The sequence below is a fragment of the Acaryochloris thomasi RCC1774 genome (genome assembly GCF_003231495.1).
GTDB lineage: Bacteria > Cyanobacteriota > Cyanobacteriia > Thermosynechococcales > Thermosynechococcaceae > RCC1774.
Map to the genome: position 1 here is coordinate 61,875 of NZ_PQWO01000013.1, position 16,566 is coordinate 78,440.

The 16,566-nt window shown below is 51.9% G+C and carries 14 protein-coding genes; 3 read left to right on the forward strand and 11 right to left on the reverse strand.

What is annotated here, in order from left to right; translation table 11 throughout:
* Positions 1 to 3: 3 nt before the first annotated feature.
* The 8 genes from C1752_RS18660 to C1752_RS18695 form a co-directional block, all read right to left on the reverse strand.
* Complete coding sequence (locus C1752_RS18660) at positions 4 to 1,935, reverse strand: FHA domain-containing protein (RefSeq protein ID WP_110987573.1); 1,932 nt, start codon at positions 1,933 to 1,935, stop codon at positions 4 to 6.
* 11 nt (positions 1,936 to 1,946) lie between these two features.
* Positions 1,947 to 2,471: an FHA domain-containing protein gene (locus C1752_RS18665; protein WP_199464447.1), complete on the reverse strand. Its 525-nt coding sequence runs from the start codon at positions 2,469 to 2,471 to the stop codon at positions 1,947 to 1,949.
* A gap of 202 nt (positions 2,472 to 2,673) precedes the next feature.
* Positions 2,674 to 3,777 carry an ATP-grasp domain-containing protein gene (locus tag C1752_RS18670; RefSeq protein ID WP_110987575.1) on the reverse strand — a complete coding sequence of 368 codons (1,104 nt, stop codon included), beginning with the start codon at positions 3,775 to 3,777 and terminating at the stop codon, positions 2,674 to 2,676.
* Entirely contained in the window at positions 3,764 to 6,319 is a 2,556-nt protein-coding gene (locus tag C1752_RS18675; protein ID WP_110987576.1) for a glycogen/starch/alpha-glucan phosphorylase, read from the reverse strand. The genes C1752_RS18670 and C1752_RS18675 overlap by 14 nt, the downstream gene beginning before the upstream one ends.
* Before the next feature lie 237 nt (positions 6,320 to 6,556).
* Complete coding sequence (locus C1752_RS18680) at positions 6,557 to 7,060, reverse strand: DUF4112 domain-containing protein (RefSeq protein ID WP_110987577.1); 504 nt, start codon at positions 7,058 to 7,060, stop codon at positions 6,557 to 6,559.
* A gap of 9 nt (positions 7,061 to 7,069) precedes the next feature.
* A complete protein-coding gene (locus C1752_RS18685; protein ID WP_110987651.1) occupies positions 7,070 to 7,639 on the reverse strand; it encodes a Uma2 family endonuclease in 570 nt (189 codons plus the stop codon).
* Between the two features lie 46 nt (positions 7,640 to 7,685).
* Entirely contained in the window at positions 7,686 to 8,597 is a 912-nt protein-coding gene (locus C1752_RS18690) for a hypothetical protein (RefSeq protein ID WP_110987578.1), read from the reverse strand.
* Between the two features lie 112 nt (positions 8,598 to 8,709).
* Positions 8,710 to 9,837, reverse strand: coding sequence for an aminotransferase class V-fold PLP-dependent enzyme (locus tag C1752_RS18695; protein ID WP_110987579.1), 1,128 nt, complete (start codon positions 9,835 to 9,837; stop codon positions 8,710 to 8,712).
* A gap of 231 nt (positions 9,838 to 10,068) precedes the next feature.
* On the opposite strand from C1752_RS18695, the gene C1752_RS18700 reads away from it, so the two are divergent.
* Positions 10,069 to 10,620 carry a Uma2 family endonuclease gene (locus tag C1752_RS18700; protein WP_110987580.1) on the forward strand — a complete coding sequence of 184 codons (552 nt, stop codon included), beginning with the start codon at positions 10,069 to 10,071 and terminating at the stop codon, positions 10,618 to 10,620.
* A 32-nt stretch (positions 10,621 to 10,652) separates the two neighbouring features.
* Here the strand turns inward: C1752_RS18700 and C1752_RS18705 are convergent, their stop codons facing one another.
* Positions 10,653 to 11,219, reverse strand: coding sequence for a Uma2 family endonuclease (locus C1752_RS18705; RefSeq protein WP_110987581.1), 567 nt, complete (start codon positions 11,217 to 11,219; stop codon positions 10,653 to 10,655).
* Positions 11,220 to 11,326: 107 nt separating this feature from the next.
* Between C1752_RS18705 and C1752_RS18710 the strand changes: the two genes are divergently transcribed.
* Both C1752_RS18710 and C1752_RS18715 read left to right on the forward strand, forming a co-directional pair.
* Positions 11,327 to 11,959 (forward strand): DUF938 domain-containing protein, encoded by a 633-nt coding sequence (locus tag C1752_RS18710; protein ID WP_110987582.1) that lies wholly within the window; start codon positions 11,327 to 11,329, stop codon positions 11,957 to 11,959.
* 145 nt (positions 11,960 to 12,104) lie between these two features.
* Entirely contained in the window at positions 12,105 to 13,598 is a 1,494-nt protein-coding gene (locus C1752_RS18715; RefSeq protein WP_110987583.1) for a PrsW family glutamic-type intramembrane protease, read from the forward strand.
* A 198-nt stretch (positions 13,599 to 13,796) separates the two neighbouring features.
* Here C1752_RS18715 and C1752_RS18720 read toward each other — a convergent pair whose 3' ends face one another.
* Positions 13,797 to 14,132: a hypothetical protein gene (locus C1752_RS18720; protein ID WP_110987584.1), complete on the reverse strand. Its 336-nt coding sequence runs from the start codon at positions 14,130 to 14,132 to the stop codon at positions 13,797 to 13,799.
* A 266-nt stretch (positions 14,133 to 14,398) separates the two neighbouring features.
* A complete protein-coding gene (locus tag C1752_RS18725; protein ID WP_110987585.1) occupies positions 14,399 to 16,519 on the reverse strand; it encodes a caspase family protein in 2,121 nt (706 codons plus the stop codon).
* Positions 16,520 to 16,566: the final 47 nt, after the last annotated feature.

The window sequence follows — 16,566 nt, forward strand, 5'->3', positions numbered from 1 at the left end:
GATTCACGAGGGTGTTTGGTTGTTGATCCAGCGGAGCCATTGGCTGAGGGAATGGAGGCCATCCAGCCGTTTTACACCGGGTGCCCGCGCGGTGACGAGGCCATCCACGGCTCTTAAGGCGGAGTACTGTAGCCCCAAAAAGCTGTCTACTGCGGCGTAGGGACCACCAAAGGTAATTGCACCGGCGGCATGGATCCGTCCCTGATGATTTCGCAGCTCTAGCAGCTCAAAGTCATTGGCAACCGTGAGCCGCCGCTTCGGATTGAGGGGCAAACTGTAGTGATCAACCAAGTCTGCCAGGAGTGGATCAGATTTAACGGTGCCGTCTAGGCCGGTGGCGTCAATGATGAAGTTGGCCTCTAGCTTCATTTCACCCTGAAGCTGACTGCCCTGGATGTAGGTGACCGGTTTTCCCTGATCGTTCGGTTCAACACGGGTCACTTTTCCAAAGGTAATTTGATACCAGCCTTCGTCGATGCCCTGCTGAACAATTTGCTGCCAATCGGCACGATCGGCGGTGGTGGTTCCGCCCCACTGGTCTAAGAGTTGCGATCGCATCTCTGGCTCCATTTTTTCCAGCAGCGTCCTTAGCGTGCCACCCCAACAGGCCTTGGGCCAATTAAAGGGCTGAAACTCAAAGTGGTTTTTCACACCTCGCTGCGACTTCCCATAGGAATTGCCCTTCGGCTTGGGCGTCCGCATCAGGTGCAATATAGAAATATTCGGATTCCGCTGGCGGGCCTCAAACAGGCGCTGAATAATTCGTGAGGCCACGATTCCCCGCCCCCGCAGGACAACGGTACCGCCCTGTTCCTCTAAAAATTGATAGACGTGGCGATGTTCTTCGTAGGCATTGACCACCGATTTAAAGTCGCCGTGCTGGCTACGGTACTGCTTGAGATCCGGCAAGAACTGAATCACCGGGTATCCCGTAGCGAGATGAACGTACCGCGCCACCAGAAACGCATGCTGGCCCCGGCCTTGGGAATATGCGATCGCATATCGTCCATCTTGCGTCTGCCGAATCGACCGCACCCGTCCAAAGCGATAGATCTCCGGCCAGCCGATCCGAGCTGCTTCTCGATCGATGGAGGCAAATACGTTGCCTGCCTTAGGCGTATAGGTTTCGGCAAATGCAGGCTCCGCAAACACCTGCCACAGCCGTTTACTCCCTTCTCCAAAATGTCCCTTTTTTAGACTCCTCCAAGCTTCTCTAAGCGCATAGCTAGGCCAGCCCCAAATATTATCCGGGCAAGAATCTGAATTAGATCGGAGGCGCTCATGGGGAGGGATCTGCGAGTTAAGACACAGCCGCTGATAGCGCGCATAGGGCTGAGGTTCTAGGCCCAAAGCCCGAATCTGATGGGTCTGAGCGCCACTGAGCCGCAAACAGTCAACCCAGACAAAGCTACCCAGTCCGGCCCCCACCGCCACATACTCTATCTCTTCAATCGGCAGGCGCGTTGCATAGAGAGCCTGGATATCGACCTGACGGGCTTGAAAGCAAGGGGGTGGGAAAGAATTGACGCTCTCTCCTGAGCCGACGAGATCCGACACAACAGGATCCGGGATCTGAATGACGGAATCTTGCCGCGAGGGGCGAGCAGATGTCAGCGTAACCGTAATCTGATAAGAGCCGATCTGGATGCGATCGCCCGTCTTGAGCAGACAGACAGACTGGGGGACCGTGTTGACCTGAACACCATTGCTGCTGTTTTGATCCAAGATCTGAGCCTGATCCTGAACCACCTCAATGAGAGCATGAAATCGAGAGACCTTGCTGCCCGTCAATAAAATGCGGGTAACGTTCTGACCTTGATGCTGTTCAGGCAGCTGATTCCAGTCGCGTCCGAACGCAATCGATTGCGCTGCAGAGACCGATTGGTGCTCACCGGTCTGCGGGTCTTGCCAAGCTAGCTGAACGTGCAGCGTCATGATGACTGACCTTAGCTCGGATTGCCCACAACCGTGACCCCTGCCGCCAGCGAAGAGCCACAATGCGGACATCCCTGCTGGAGAGAAGCAGAGGTATAGGGCAGCACCTGACCACAGTCAGCGTTAGGACATTTGATGCCGTAGGACTCTAATGCTCGCTCCGGACGAGACGGCACGGCCGGGACAGAGATTGCCGTCACCGTCAGCTCCATCCGGCCCAAACAGATTTTGCTGCCCTGGCGTAGAGAGCACTCTCCATCAGGTAGAGGCGTTTGATCAATGACGGGAGGATTACTAGCTCGCAAATTGCGAAGATAAAACTGACTCTGCTGCCAAAACAGCTCAACATGGAGACCCGACACAGACCGATCATGGAGAACAATATCGCAGCGGGCCGGGTCACGTCCCAATCGCACCACTCCCGGTTCTCGACTCGGATGCTGATCACCGATAGCTTGAGTTTTGAACCGATCTTGTTCTCGCCACTGCAGCGTCAATTCATTCATCAACGACTTGTCATTCCCCCTCAGTTGCATGGTTGTGCGCCCTGACGCAAATTAGGGTTAACCATTCCCTATCTTAGCCGTAGGGTTCCCCTAAGAGAAGTCACAAGAACATCAGCTTTTAGAGACCTATTTAATGGCACGAGACAAACAAGCTCGCCCTCAGTCGTGAGCCTCAATGGCCATAAATAAGCGCACAAATATAGCGACAAGTGCCGTCCGCGATCTGGACTTTCTATTTCTGCGGTGAACCCAGCTTTGCACGCAAAGCCATTTTTAAGGTCTGCTGCTCCTCCTGAGAGCCTGCCAACAAAATCACCAGCTTGCCCACCTGAATTGGCCCCCAGTTGACGATGATAATCCCTGTGCCGGTCTCAGGATTGAATTCAATATCCTTTATATCAATCTGTTCTAGAGAGCGGTAATCTGTTCTAAAAGTTTCACAGGACCAGCTTTCGATCCCTAACTTATGGGCAACGCCCGTCGGGTAGGAGGCACCATTGAACCTTGGATTGCATTCAATGGCTAAATACCGAGGTTTGGTCCCCCGCTCATCGACCGCCACGTCGAAGGCAAAGACATCCTTCATGCCTTTCTGGGCCATCCACTGAGCCATGGGGGTGACCAGATCCCAGGGTTGATGGGCGGTCGGATAGCGATTGCCGCCGTGGGCACACCCGTCCAGAATCTGCTCGGAGGCTGCCAGAGGTTTAACAGATTCCTCGGTGGCTTGGTACTGCAGGTTCAAGAACGCCGAGGCCACGATCTCTTCCTGAATTTGAAAGGAATTGTGTGCGGGCATCTCCTTAAGCGCTTGATCCAGCTCCGCTTCAGTTTGACATCGAACAATGCCGACGCCGTCGACGGAGACCGCAGGCTTTAGGTAACAGGGGTAGGGAATCTCGCCCGTTACCTCCGCCGTCTCTTGGTAGCACTGGGTCTGGGGAACGGTCACCCCTAGCTCTTCGGCTAGCTGCATGAAGTTATTTTTGGAGTTGATGAACTCCACGACGCTGTGCCAGTCCTGGTCGAGCTGGTGGAAGTAGTTGCGATCGCAACTCTCTTGATGCAGCGCGTCCCCAAAATAAAAGACAGACGGAACATGATCAGGGTACTCTTCCATCCGCTTGAGAGACACATCCCAGATGACGTTGGCGCTAGGGCTAAGCCCCACCCGACGGTAGTGCTCGATAATCGCAGACCACTCAGGCTGTAGATCAGGGTGAAGCTGAATCAGATCCTCAGGAGCGGTCATGCCCAACACTCGACCCGAGTAAAGATGATTACCATCCACCGCCTCGTGGGTACAGGTCATGATGTCGTGGTTATAGATTTTCATGTAGTAACTCCACAGCAGTAGGAACGTCGTCAGGCTGGGCCACCTTGACCGGCTGAATATTCCAAATGTCGTCGCAGTATTCCTGAATGGCGCGATCCGAAGAGAAAGTACCGGTGCGGGCCGTATTCAAAATCGACATCCGCGTCCAGCGAGCCGTATCTTTAAAGGCCAGACCCACCTCTTTCTGGCAGTCAATATAGGACTGATAGTCCGCCAGCAGAAAATAGGGGTCGTGGTTCATGAGTCCGTCAAGGAGGGGCTTGAAAACCTCTGTGTCACCGTGGGAGAAAAAGCCGGAGGCAATGCGATCTAGGGCTAGCCTCAATTCTGGGTTGGCTTGGTAATAGTCTTGCGGGCAGTAGCCTTCGGCCCGCATCTTATAGACCTGCTCCGTTGTTAGGCCAAACAGAAAGAAGTTTTCAGCGCCGACCTGTTCTCGAATCTCGACGTTGGCTCCGTCTAAAGTCCCGATGGTAAGGGCACCGTTGAGGGCAAACTTCATGTTTCCGGTACCGGAAGCTTCCTTGCCCGCCGTGGAAATCTGTTCCGATAAATCGGCGGCGGGGTATAGGCGCTGGGCCAGCTTGACGTTGAAGTTTTTCATGAACACCACCTTCAGCCGCCCTCGGACGTCAGGGTCACGATTGACCACGTCAGCCACTGAGTTAATTAGCTTGATAATCAGCTTCGCCATCCAGTAGCCGGGGGCCGCTTTACCCCCGAAGATGAAGGTGCGAGGCGTAATATCAATATCAGGATTGGCCTTGATCCGATTGTAGAGCGTAATGATGTGCAGCACGTCTAGATGCTGACGCTTGTATTCATGAAAGCGCTTGATCAGGATGTCGAACATCGAGTGAGGATCGACGACAATTCCGGTTTGCTGCTGGATGAAGACGGCTAAGTCGCGCTTGCAGCTCAGCTTGATTTCGCGCCAGGTGTTCTGAAAGTCAGGATCGTCGGCAAAGGCTTCGAGCTGCTGCAGCTGATCGAGGTGTTTCACCCACTGATCGCCAATCTTTTCAGTGATTAGGTTGGTGAGCTTGGCATTGCTCAACACCATAAACCGACGCGGCGTCACCCCATTGGTCTTATTCTGAAACTTATGGGGGTACATGGCATAGAAATCCTGGAGGACATCTTGCTTCAGCAGTTCAGTATGGAGGGCCGCGACGCCGTTGATCGTGTGGCTACCGACGCAGGCGAGATGGGCCATGCGAATATATCGTTCGCCACTTTCATCAATCAGAGATAAACGCGCCAACCGTGCCTCATCACCGGGGAACTTGATGCGAACCTCATCAATAAAACGGTGATTAATTTCGTAAATAACGTCTAGGTGTCGAGGTAAAAGCTGTCCGAACAGGTCAATGGGCCAACGCTCTAGGGCTTCGGGTAAGAGCGTATGGTTGGTGTAAGCAAAGGTGCGCTGGGTAATCGACCAGGCAGATTCCCAGTTGAGATGATGTTCATCAAGAAGCAGCCGCATCAGTTCCGCAACGGCAATGGCCGGATGGGTGTCGTTGAGCTGCACCGCAAATTTCTCATGGAATTTCTCTAGCGGTAGCTCTTGTCCAATCAAAATCCGCAGCATGTCACGGAGGGAGCAAGAAACGAAGAAGTACTGCTGGGTAAGGCGCAGCCGCTTCCCTTGAGCAGAGTCATCATTGGGATAAAGAACCTTGGAGATGTTCTCGGAAATCATCTTTTCGTAGACGGCTCCCAGGTAGTCTCCTGAGTTAAAGGACTCAAAGTTAAAGGACTCTGGTGCTTCTGCAGTCCACAGTCGCAGGGTATTGGCGGTGGCAGTTTGATAGCCCAGCAAGGGCGTGTCGTAGGGGATGCCCATCACGGTTTGTTCCGGCACCCAGCGGACGCGGTAGCAACCGTCTTGATCGAGATAGCTGTCGGTGTGGCCGCCAAACTTAACTTCTACGCCCCACTCAGGCCGCTTGATTTCCCAGGGATTACCAAGGCGCAGCCACTTGTCAGTTTTCTCGACCTGCCAACCATCCTGCAGGTCTTGCTGAAAGATACCGAATTCGTAGCGGATGCCGTAGCCCAAGGCGGGAATCTCTAAGGTAGCCAGGGAGTCAAGATAGCAGGCAGCTAAGCGACCTAAGCCACCGTTGCCCAAACCCGGCTCTGGTTCTTCGTCGAGAAGGGCATCAAGGTCGAGATCGAGAGATGCGATCGCATCTCTCACGCGGTCATAAATCCCCAGACTCGTCAGGTTTTTGCCCAACTGCGGCCCCATCAAAAACTCAGCTGAGAAATAGGCAACGGTTCTAGACCCCTCAGCCGTGTAGGTCGCTGCGGTTTGGTTCCAGCGCTGCAGGAGGCGATCACGCACCGCATAGGCCAGCGCCATATAGTAGTCGTGCTGCGTTGCCAGGGCCGGGAACTTTCCTTGGTCATAAAACAAGTTATCGAGGAATGCCTGCTTGAGGTCCTCCACCGTCATTCCGGTACGATGACTGCTCTTAGAAACACCGGCATCAGTCGGCTGTAGTGCTTGAGGCAGTTGTACTGAACGGTCCATATTAGATCCTGAGATATGCATCATCTGCGCTTTACAGCATCCCTCAACCCCTCAGATCGTTGGTCGCGTTGATTCATACAAGGCACGACAGAGGTGTGAGATAAAACCAGGGCAGAGTTCTTTGCGATTCTCTCAAGACATGTCAGGCAATATGGTAACAACCGTCACGGTCTTATATTTTCTTAAGCGAATATTCAACCTTTTTAGGATCGAAGCAAATACGTATAGGGCTTATGATCAAGCCAAAAGCTGCAGCACAGCTTTAATAAAAAATAAGGTCAAGAATGCACACCCAACCACAATTAGAACGGTGAGCAAGGTGATGCCAAAGACAAAGAAAGGATTGCCCTTCTCAAGGGTTGAAGCGGTTGGCAAATGCTGATCAAGCAGAGCCATATTTCTCGTATTTGCCTTCCACGCGAAGTCCAGCAGATCCCCTAGGCCAGGGACAAGACCTGCGAGAGAGTCCAAAAGGATATTCCCTACCATTTGCCAGATCACGTCACTGGGTACCCCCATTCGTGCAGCCTGGGAGACGATATAAGCGCCCACTGCACCGCCCACGACATCACCACTGCCAGCGGCAATTCCGAGCAGCCCCAGAATCGGATCAAGGCCAAACCTGAATTTAGTGCCGGGGACAGGAATGGAGTTATCTAGTAAGAATGCGAGACGCCGCAAGTTTTGAACTCTATCAGATGCTGACGAAGAGATTGTTTCTACTGGCTTAAGCTGAGACATTAAACAACTTCATCCTTCCACGCCCAGAACAAGCCCAGGCAGCACTTCTTCTCCTAGCAAAGTAACTGGCATTGACAACACCTCCACCGCTTTCTCAGCTCGATAAATCTCTACCGCTTGATCTTGGGGATTAATTAGCCACCCTAGCCGCAAGCCACTCTCTAGATATTCCTGCATTTTTGCCTGCAGGGGTCTCAATCTGTCGCTCTCGGATCGCAGCTCAATCACAAAATCAGGGCATAGGGGCGGGAATCGCTTACGCTGGTCGGGCGTTAGTGCATTCCAGCGTTCTAAGGCAACCCAGGCTGCATCAGGAGAGCGATCTCCTCCGCTGGCCAGCTTAAAAACGGTAGAGGAGCTGAAAACTTTACCTAGCTTTTCTTGTCGATTCCAATTATTGAGATCGGTGATATAGTTCGCTTCTCTTTCTCCACTCTCACCACCGACTGGGGGCATAATAATCAGCTCTCCTACTGGGCTGCGCTCCATTGCCACGTCTTTATTCGCCATGCACAGCTCATAGAACTGCTCATGGGTTAGCTCAATTAAAGGCTGCATATTCAGGCAGATGGCAGTCATCGCTTTTTCAGATTGAATTCCCATCCATATTCTAGGCGCAGACGACTCACCCCGCTGCTTCTCCATACTGCTCATAAACGGCTTGATAGAGTCGAGCCGATTGAGCACGATCAAGTTTCCCGTGCGGAAGTTTGAGGCTGCGCGCCACCGCCATTAATTGCTGCTTACTGATATTCAAATCTCGACAGACCTTGATCCAATCCACCGGATTTTGGGCTTGCGTTGCCGCAGGCTGTGCAGGCTTCACAGCTTTAGAGGGCATCTGCGGTAGCTTGGGCAAGACTGCGGATGGCTGCGATGCTGGAAACTGAGTCACATTTCCTTGAGAAGTAGCAGGGTGCCCCTGTTTAACAGTCGCTATGTCCCCTTTGAGAACAGCTTCCGCTCGCTTCAGCAACTGATGGATATCCTGGTCTCGCAGGGTTCCTGGCTTGATGGTTCGCCCACGATGAATCACGTTGCAAAACACGGGCTTGTGCTTACTCTTGCTGTCGTCACTGCCGGTATCGGGCTTAATGATCACCGGATGGGCCAAATCTTCAGACTTCAGGGTGCCAATCGCCGCCAGTAGCTCCCGTGCAAAGTAGGTTTCAAAACCAGTGACGAGGACATACTCGCGATCGCCTTCAATAAACACATGGAGTTTAGGGTATTCCTTATCAACAAAGGCAACTCGCCTAATATAACCCTTAAGAATTTTAGATTTAATGGGCAATGGCTCGTCATTATCGAATCGATGCCAGAGGATGTTTTTATCCCGCTCGATAATGATGTAATCCCTCCCGTTACTGAAGCCCAGAGTAGGCTGCTGCCGAACTTCCGTTTGCAGCGTGCAGACCTGCTGCTGGAGCGATCGCAACTCTTGACCAAGAGCCTGAAGAAGCGATCGTTGTTCGGTAATCAGGGCTTCGAGCTGAGGCGTTTGCTCAAAGGCAGTCGGTCGTTCTTGGTTGTGCATAATACATCACCCATTCGGCAGGGAGGACAATAGAAACGCAAAGTACGTTTGTACTATGTATACTATAGCCGATTTGTTGTTGTACAGACAGCCATCAACGACATCACTGCTCTTACACAATCTGATTTAAAACGGCTTCAAATTTAGCCACAGTGCGATCGCAACTCTGCAATTTATCTAATCCAAACAAACCAATCCGAAAGGTCTGGAAATCCTCTGGCTCATCGCATCGCAGGGGCACCCCAGCCGCAATCTGCATTCCCAACTCCTTGAACTTTTTCCCAGACTGCATCTCTGGATCGCTGGTATAGCTAACAATCACGCTAGGGGCCTGAAACCCCTCTGCCGCCACGCTCTTAATACCTTTATTTACCAGCAATGCTCGGATGCGATCGCCCAATTCCTGCTGCTGCTGACAAACGCGCTCCAAGCCATAAACTTCGGTTTCATTGATCACATCACGGAACACCGTCAAAGCATCCGTTGGCATCGTCGCATGATAGGCATGTCCACCTTTTTCGTAAGTCTCCATGATTTGCAGCCACTTGAGCAAATCACAGGCAAAGCTGCTGCTGCGGGTGCCTTCAATCCGTTCGCGGCCCAGGGCGCTGAGCATCACCAAACCACTACAGGGGGAACTGCTCCATCCTTTTTGCGGCGCACTGATCAGTACATCCACGCCGCAGGCTTTCATATCAACCCAGATGGTGCCCGAGGCAATGCAGTCTAGAACAAACAGGCCACCGACGCTATGCACGGCATCTGCCACGGCTTTGAGATAGTCATTGGGCAAGACCATACCTGCAGAGGTCTCAACATGGGGCGCAAACACCACCGCTGGTTTTTCGGCCTGGATCGTTGCAACAACTTCTGCAATGGGGGCTGGCGCAAAGGCCGCTTGAGGACCGTTCGTAACAGGTCGGGCCTTCATTACCGTAGATTTCGCCGGAATTTTACCCATCTCGAAAATTTGGGTCCAGCGGAAACTAAACCAGCCATTGCGAATCACTAAACAGTTTTGATCAGCAGCAAATTGGCGAGCCACCGCTTCCATTGCGAAGGTGCCGCTTCCCGGCACAATCACGACTGATTGAGCGTTGTAGACCTGCTTGAGCGAGGCTGAAATATCCTTCATCACCCCCTGGAAAGATTGCGACATATGATTGAGTGCACGGTCGGTATAGACAACCGAGTATTCAAGCAGTCCATCTGGATCAATCGTGGGAAGTAAGCCGGACATATTTAAGCTCTGCAAAAGACGCCTTCAGCTCAGAATAGCATTTTCAATACTTCACTCTAGTTGAGAAAGGCAGCTAGAGAAGGAGAATAAGCCTACAATTCTGGCACGAGTATTGAAAGCCGTTAGCATCGCTTCTCCCCTAGAGGCAGGACATCCGAAGAGCATTGCCCGTTCGCTATACTCGAACCATTAAGAAATAAGCTATCTAGGCATTGTTGAGGCTAGGTTGCCATGACCCTCACCACTTATAAATGGACTGTTGACCACTACCATCAAGCCATCAAAGCGGGTATCTTTGACGATCAGCCCCTCGAACTACTGCGCGGAGAGCTAGTTGTTATATCGCCCGAAGGTGAACCCCACGCCTACTACAACAGCGAAGTGGGTGACTATCTGCGGAGTCTGCTCGGTAGCCAAGCCAAGATTCGCGAAGCCCATCCCATTACCCTCACCAACGATTCAGAGCCAATCTCTGATCTGGCAATCGTGCGTCCCCTGGGCGCGGTGTACCTAGAGCATCACCCTTACCCTAGCGAGATTCATTGGCTGATCGAATTTTCTAACGCGACCTTAACCAAAGACCTAACAACCAAAAAGATAACCTACGCTGAATCCGGCATTCAGGAGTATTGGGTCGTTAACTTAAGAGATAAGCAACTTTACACCTTCAAAAACTTGCACAATGGGCAGTACACCACCGAGGAGGTGCTGGAAGACGGTACGATCTCGCCGATGGCGTTTCAAGACGTAAAAATTCAGGTGTATCGCCTGATGAATCCATAATTTTAATCAGTCGAATTTCAACACGCAATCCCCTACCTCACGTCTAGGATAAATCCGGGCAACACATCTTCCCCTAGCAAAGTAACCGGCATTTGCTGTACTTCAATCTCTTTCTCAGGGCGGTAGATTTCTACGGTTTGGTCTTGGGGATTAATCAGCCACCCTAGCCTCAGACCACTTTCTAGATATTCCTGCATTTTTGCCCGTAATGGCCTCAATCTGTCGCTCTTAGATCGCAACTCAATCACAAAATCAGGACAGATGGGCGGGAAGCTTTCTTGTTCTTCAGGGGTAAGAGCATCCCAGCGCTCTTGCTTGACCCAGGCCGCATCAGGGGAACGATCGCCTCCGCCCGGAAGCTTAAAGACGGTGGAGGAGCTGAAAACAATTCCTAAACCTGTCTGTTCATGCCAGTTAAATAGTTTTGATATCAATCTGGCTTCACGGTAACCACTTCCACCACCGACTGGAGGCATGATAATCAACTCTCCTGCAGGACTGCGCTCCATTGCCACATCTTTATTCGCCATGCATAGCTCATAAAACTGTTCATGAGTCAGTTGAGTCAATGGCTCTAAGTTGAGGGTAATGGCAGTCATGGCAAGGATCCGCGATCGCGCTTGTGTCTATATTTTAGCTGTAGGCCGCTGTTCTTTCGATCATGGGGGACAATGGGGTAGCCGAAATTGCTAGGACATTAACGACGATGGCTATTGATGCTCGCCAATATGCCCCTGCGACCCAGCGGAACCGAGATGTAATTTTAAGTATTCTGCATCAGGTCTTACCCACTCAAGGAACAGTCTTAGAAGTCTCAAGCGGGACCGGTGAGCACGCCGTCTATTTTGCTCCGCGACTGCAGCCCCGATATTGGCTCCCCTCTGATCTTAATCCGGTAGCGCAGGCCAGTATTGCGGCGTGGAGGGACCACCACCCTACAGAATATTTGCTGGCACCGATTCATCTCAATGCTGAAGATTCGAGCTGGTTAGTGGAGCAGGAAGGAGTATACAGATTGGTTGAGCCGATTGTTGCGATCGCAAATATAAACATGATTCACATCTCACCGTGGTCAGCCTGTCTCGGCTTACTGGCGGGGGCGGGTCGAATCCTGCCTCCGGGGGGAATTTTATACATCTATGGCCCCTATAAACAAAATGGAGCGCATACGGCAGAGAGTAATGCCGTGTTTGATCAGGGGTTGCGATCGCAAAACCCGGCCTGGGGCATCCGCAATCTAGAAGACGTGATTGAAGCCGCTCAAATTCAGCAGCTCAAACTACTCAAAACAGTCTCGATGCCTGCCAACAACCTCTCCGTTATTCTCCAGCGAAATTGAGATACGCTCTAGCGACCCAGACATTTCTTTATCTCGACGATGAGTCAGGGTCTATTCCGTGTAATCCTCTATAAAAGGACTGCAGCTTGATGCCTTTGCTCAACCTCTTTCTTCTCCCGTCTGCCATTCACATCACAAAAGGGTAATGGAGCCTCATCCCAGTAGCTTACTAAGACTCATTTCATCTGCAGATCAACCCTGCTATTCTCTCTCAAGCCTCCAAGAAACCGTGATTGGGCGGTCCCCCGACTGCCAGATCCTGCTGGACTCTAAAGAGTACGGCGGCGTTTCCCGACGCCACGCGAGTCTCCGGTCCAGCAGTCACTCAACAGCACAAGGCGAAACCCTCTGGCAGATCTGTGACCTTGGCAGCGCCAACGGCACTTTCGTCAACGGTCAGCCCCTTCAGGGATGGTACACTCTCACGCCGGGAGACCGGATCGCCTTAGGCCAAAATGGACCGCAATTCACATTTGAACAGCGACGCGCAGTTCCTGCACCGACACCCCCGTCGGCCTCCTCCGGCCGTGACAATCTAGAAGATCTATCCGTCAGTCAACTGCTACCCGCTATGTCCGTTCGTCGGGACTTACTCAAAAAGGGCTTCTTGATTCCAGGCATATTTACCGTGCTGATGGTCGTCTCGCTATTCGCCACGGTGGGCAACCCCAACATTTTCAACTATCTCCTGGCCCTATATTTGGGCTGTGGTGCCTTCTTCTTTATCTATCGACTCTGTGGCCAGCGCAAGCCACTATTCGTGATTGTGTTCTCAACATTGTTCACGATGATTGTCCTTATAACCCCAATTCTGGACATCTTTGCCTTCTTTTTCCGAGAAGGGTATATCGGACTTCTTTTGATTCCACTCGGTTTTGCTCTGCTTACTATCGCGTTCATCAAGCTCTTTAAAGGAAAGATTAGCCACGCCGCTGGCTGGGGGCTTTCCGGTGGCAGCCTCGTAGTTATAGGTCTTTGGGTTCTCGCCTCTGGGGACTACGTTGCCCAAAACCTCAAAGATCCAACCACAGGATTTTTGAATCAATTGATCAGCCACTTCTTCGGCGCGGGCCTCATGGAGGAGCTGCTCAAAGCCCTCCCTGTTTTTGCTTTATTTGCAATAGGCCGATTGCTGCGCCCTCCTAATCGTGAGCGCATTGGTGTCTGGGAACCACTTGACGGCATTGTTTTAGGCGCTGCATCCGCCCTTGGATTTACCCTGGTAGAAACCGTAGGACAATACGTACCGACAATCATGCAGCAGGCCGCTCAAGAATTCGGGACTGACGCCGGTTATATCTACGCGATCCAGCTTCTGATTCCGCGCATCCTGGGGTCGGTTGCCGGTCACATGGCCTACAGCGGATATTTTGGCTACTTTATTGGCCTGAGCATTTTGAAATCGAATAAACGCCCGCAAATTCTGGCCACTGGATACTTGACTGCCTCTCTCCTCCACGCAGTCTGGAATGCAACCCCCAGCCTTGCGATCGCCTTTGGAGGACTTGTGGGAAATGTACTGCAGATGTTGGTGGGAATTGCAGCCTACGTGTTTTTAACAGGGGCAATTCTCAAGGCCCGACAGCTCTCACCCAATCGAGCAAAAAACTTTGCGACCCAGATGGCACCGCCCCTCTAGCAATAGGATTGCCGCTTAAATACAACGAAGACACATGAAAAAGGGCTGCAAAATGCAGCCCTAAGTTCACGATCTTTCCCGATACCTCATAAACCCTCAGCAGATATAGCAATACGCGACTGAGTTAGGACAGCTCTTCTTTAACGGACATAGTGTTCAACCATTTTGATGTCCTAATCAATACGCGTACCGCTATAATCATTGGCCGAACGATTGAGGCTGCTGAAGCTTTTGTCCAAACCGATCTTGGTTGAGCAAGACGTTCTCTTGGCGGAGCACCGGCTGCACCGGCAAAGTCTGTTCCTTCAACTTCGCAGAATAGGGTGGACAGCTCAGGCAAACAGGACCCACCGGAAATTTGATCTTCTGCCGCAGTTCAAAAACGCGCGGGTCGAATCGCGGGTTGCCGTTGAGGCCATCACAGCCGTTGGGGTTGTCGGGTGCTGGCGTACAGGCATGGGCCGGTGCGCTGGCTAAAGTGGGCAGTGCCGATAGACCCAAGAGACTAATCAATACCATTTGCTGCAGTTTCATGAATAAAGACCTTTGAGTAGTGAATACGTTCACTATTGCGGTTTTATCCAAGCTGGGCAGTGAGTAGCCTCACGCAATCCAGGTGATTGATTGAGAGCGTAACGGTGAGTTCCATTACGACCTGCAGAGTTCCCCAATCTCCTGGCAACAGAATACTTCTAACAGACGCTGACGAAAGTTTCTTATTCCGTTTGGCCTGTACCATCAGACTCTGAGGACCAAGACAACTCGCGCAGAGCTGGCAGAAAGAAAGCGGTATAGGCTTACTAATCACGCGATTCTGCGATTGCAGAAGAACGCTCTAGATCAGGTACACCAGAGTTCACACGCTGCTTACGGTTGGCCATCTGTTGTTGATTAATAACAACCACCAAGAGTACGGTACTGACCCCAACACCGATACATAAGTAGGTCAAATGCAGAGGGTTAAGACGGCGCAGCTTTACGGACGAGAGTCTTCCCACAGAGGGACGTTGAGCCAAGCCTTGACGACAGCGAGCGAACAAATGACGAGCGGAGATCACTAAAGGTAAACCGTAAGCCGTTACCATCCGCTCAGAGAATGGCTTGATAGCCTGGCGCCCATAATCAAAGGCTCGAACCATCCGTTGCCGTGCAGTTGGCCGACCTTCAGGCTGACTGCTTAAGGATGACGCTCCAATCAACCCAGGGTTCTTAAGGACATCAAGGCGACGGATTAACTCTGACTCAACCGGCACAATATCTGCATCGGTTAGGCCAAGCTGCCGCTGAAACTGCTTGAATTGGGCCTGCAGATCAGGTGTCAGAGGGTAACCTTTCTGAATGGCTTCAGTAAATGCGATCGCATAATCCTGTCGCTTCTGATAGTACTCTTGGCGAGGCTTTAGAACCTCTGCTTCAATAGTGGTCGCCTCATCCAGACTTAATTCCAAAATTTTATACAACGTATCAAGCACCACGCGATTTTCAACCGAAATTCGCCCCTGTTGGCTACATTCTTCGACCTGCTTCCGGTACTTAAATCTAGGTTCATGAGTAGGAGAGACGGCAACCGTAGTTTTAGCCACAGTCTGCACACCCGATATTTGTGGATCGATCGCCGGTGAGACCTGCCTCAGCCTCTGCTGAGCATAGGTATGCCACTCCCCTAAAGAAATACTGCCATCACAGTTAAGATCCGCCGCGCCAGTCTTGAGACCCTCCACTAAAAAGAACGTGTAGGCAGACCCCTCTGACGGTGGGGGAACCACTGCCGTTTGAGTCGAAGCTGCCGACATCAGCACCGTGCGTCTTTTGCCCTGAAGCTGAGGGGCAAACTTCACGGCTCGTTGCGCTGTATCTAGTGGGGGGCGGCCCTCGTCTATACACCAATCTAGAACCAAGGTCTGATGTTCTGACTGGCTATCACCCATCACATCATTAATGAAATCAGCCGTAACCACCGTCGACCGGACGACATTATCGTTGGCACCTCGGCGGCTGAGGCAAGTGGTTAACCCAATCTTTTCGTGAGGCTCTAACACACTGACGTAGCCCGAGAAATAAAGGAGGACCAAATCCTCTGGCTGCCGATCTAAAAAGAGGGCCTCAATGGCTTCCGCCATCGCCTGTGGGTCAGGGTCAACAAGGGTCTTAACGTCATCAAACCCTCCTTGCTCCTGATGCTCCAGCACCCCACGCATGGCTTCCACATTCTCAAGCGTTCCGGGCAGTGCCTGCAACCCTTCACCATACTCACTCACCCCAATCAGTAGAGCAGCCTTGTGCATTGTCTGGCGCGGCATGGGATCGTGCAGGGCCATCGGGATGGCCGGAAGCGGTGACAATAGCTCCGCCTCTTCGACCGTCAACGGCTCAGAGACCTCAAGCTGTGCGGCAACCGCTCCAGCCTGTGGCTCCAGTGGAAGACAGAAGTCTAAACACTGTTGTTTGTCTAGCTGCAGACGGCAGCGTCCTCGGGTAGCAGATGGCACCACCACTCCCGACCGAGTCGGCACATAGTCACAGGGGTCAGGAATAGTTACAGCATCCAAAGCAGACGGGATTTGCTGTCGATCAATAATCGTGAGGGGCCCCCGCTCTAGACAGTCAAAAATAAGATTTAAGTGCCAGTCTTCAAGTTCTTGAACTAGGTAATAGCAAAGGAAGTAGGGCACACCATCTCGCCCTATCTCATCTAGCCCATCATTATAGAGCCAGCCAAATAAACATTCCTGCAAAGAGAGCTGATGAAGATAAGCAGCACGATAGCCCACAGAGGGGGGAGTGTAAGCATTCCAATGTTGATGAACAACGGCCTCGACAAAGCTTTGCTGAACATGGGCTGGAATTTGCGGACCTGCTAACCCTTTAAATCCCGTCTCCAAAAAGCTGGTGTAGACAAGCTGTTCAACCTGTAATGCCATCGCAATCTCTCAGCAATAGAACTCTAAGTATGCTAACGGAACAGTCG

Excerpts from the sequence above, each read along its gene's own strand:
- C1752_RS18690 (WP_110987578.1), bottom strand. The coding sequence starts at position 8,597 with ATGCACAACCAAGAACGACCGACTGCCTTTGAGCAAACGCCTCAGCTC.
- C1752_RS18725 (WP_110987585.1), bottom strand. The coding sequence starts at position 16,519 with ATGGCATTACAGGTTGAACAGCTTGTCTACACCAGCTTTTTGGAGACG.
- C1752_RS18705 (WP_110987581.1), bottom strand. The coding sequence starts at position 11,219 with ATGACTGCCATTACCCTCAACTTAGAGCCATTGACTCAACTGACTCAT.
- C1752_RS18680 (WP_110987577.1), bottom strand. The coding sequence starts at position 7,060 with ATGTCTCAGCTTAAGCCAGTAGAAACAATCTCTTCGTCAGCATCTGAT.
- C1752_RS18685 (WP_110987651.1), bottom strand. The coding sequence starts at position 7,639 with ATGACTGCCATCTGCCTGAATATGCAGCCTTTAATTGAGCTAACCCAT.
- C1752_RS18700 (WP_110987580.1), top strand. The coding sequence starts at position 10,069 with ATGACCCTCACCACTTATAAATGGACTGTTGACCACTACCATCAAGCC.
- C1752_RS18670 (WP_110987575.1), bottom strand. The coding sequence starts at position 3,777 with ATGAAAATCTATAACCACGACATCATGACCTGTACCCACGAGGCGGTG.
- C1752_RS18720 (WP_110987584.1), bottom strand. The coding sequence starts at position 14,132 with ATGAAACTGCAGCAAATGGTATTGATTAGTCTCTTGGGTCTATCGGCA.
- C1752_RS18715 (WP_110987583.1), top strand. The coding sequence starts at position 12,105 with ATGGAGCCTCATCCCAGTAGCTTACTAAGACTCATTTCATCTGCAGAT.
- C1752_RS18710 (WP_110987582.1), top strand. The coding sequence starts at position 11,327 with ATGGCTATTGATGCTCGCCAATATGCCCCTGCGACCCAGCGGAACCGA.
- C1752_RS18660 (WP_110987573.1), bottom strand. The coding sequence starts at position 1,935 with ATGACGCTGCACGTTCAGCTAGCTTGGCAAGACCCGCAGACCGGTGAG.
- C1752_RS18695 (WP_110987579.1), bottom strand. The coding sequence starts at position 9,837 with ATGTCCGGCTTACTTCCCACGATTGATCCAGATGGACTGCTTGAATAC.
- C1752_RS18665 (WP_199464447.1), bottom strand. The coding sequence starts at position 2,471 with ATGCAACTGAGGGGGAATGACAAGTCGTTGATGAATGAATTGACGCTG.
- C1752_RS18675 (WP_110987576.1), bottom strand. The coding sequence starts at position 6,319 with ATGGACCGTTCAGTACAACTGCCTCAAGCACTACAGCCGACTGATGCC.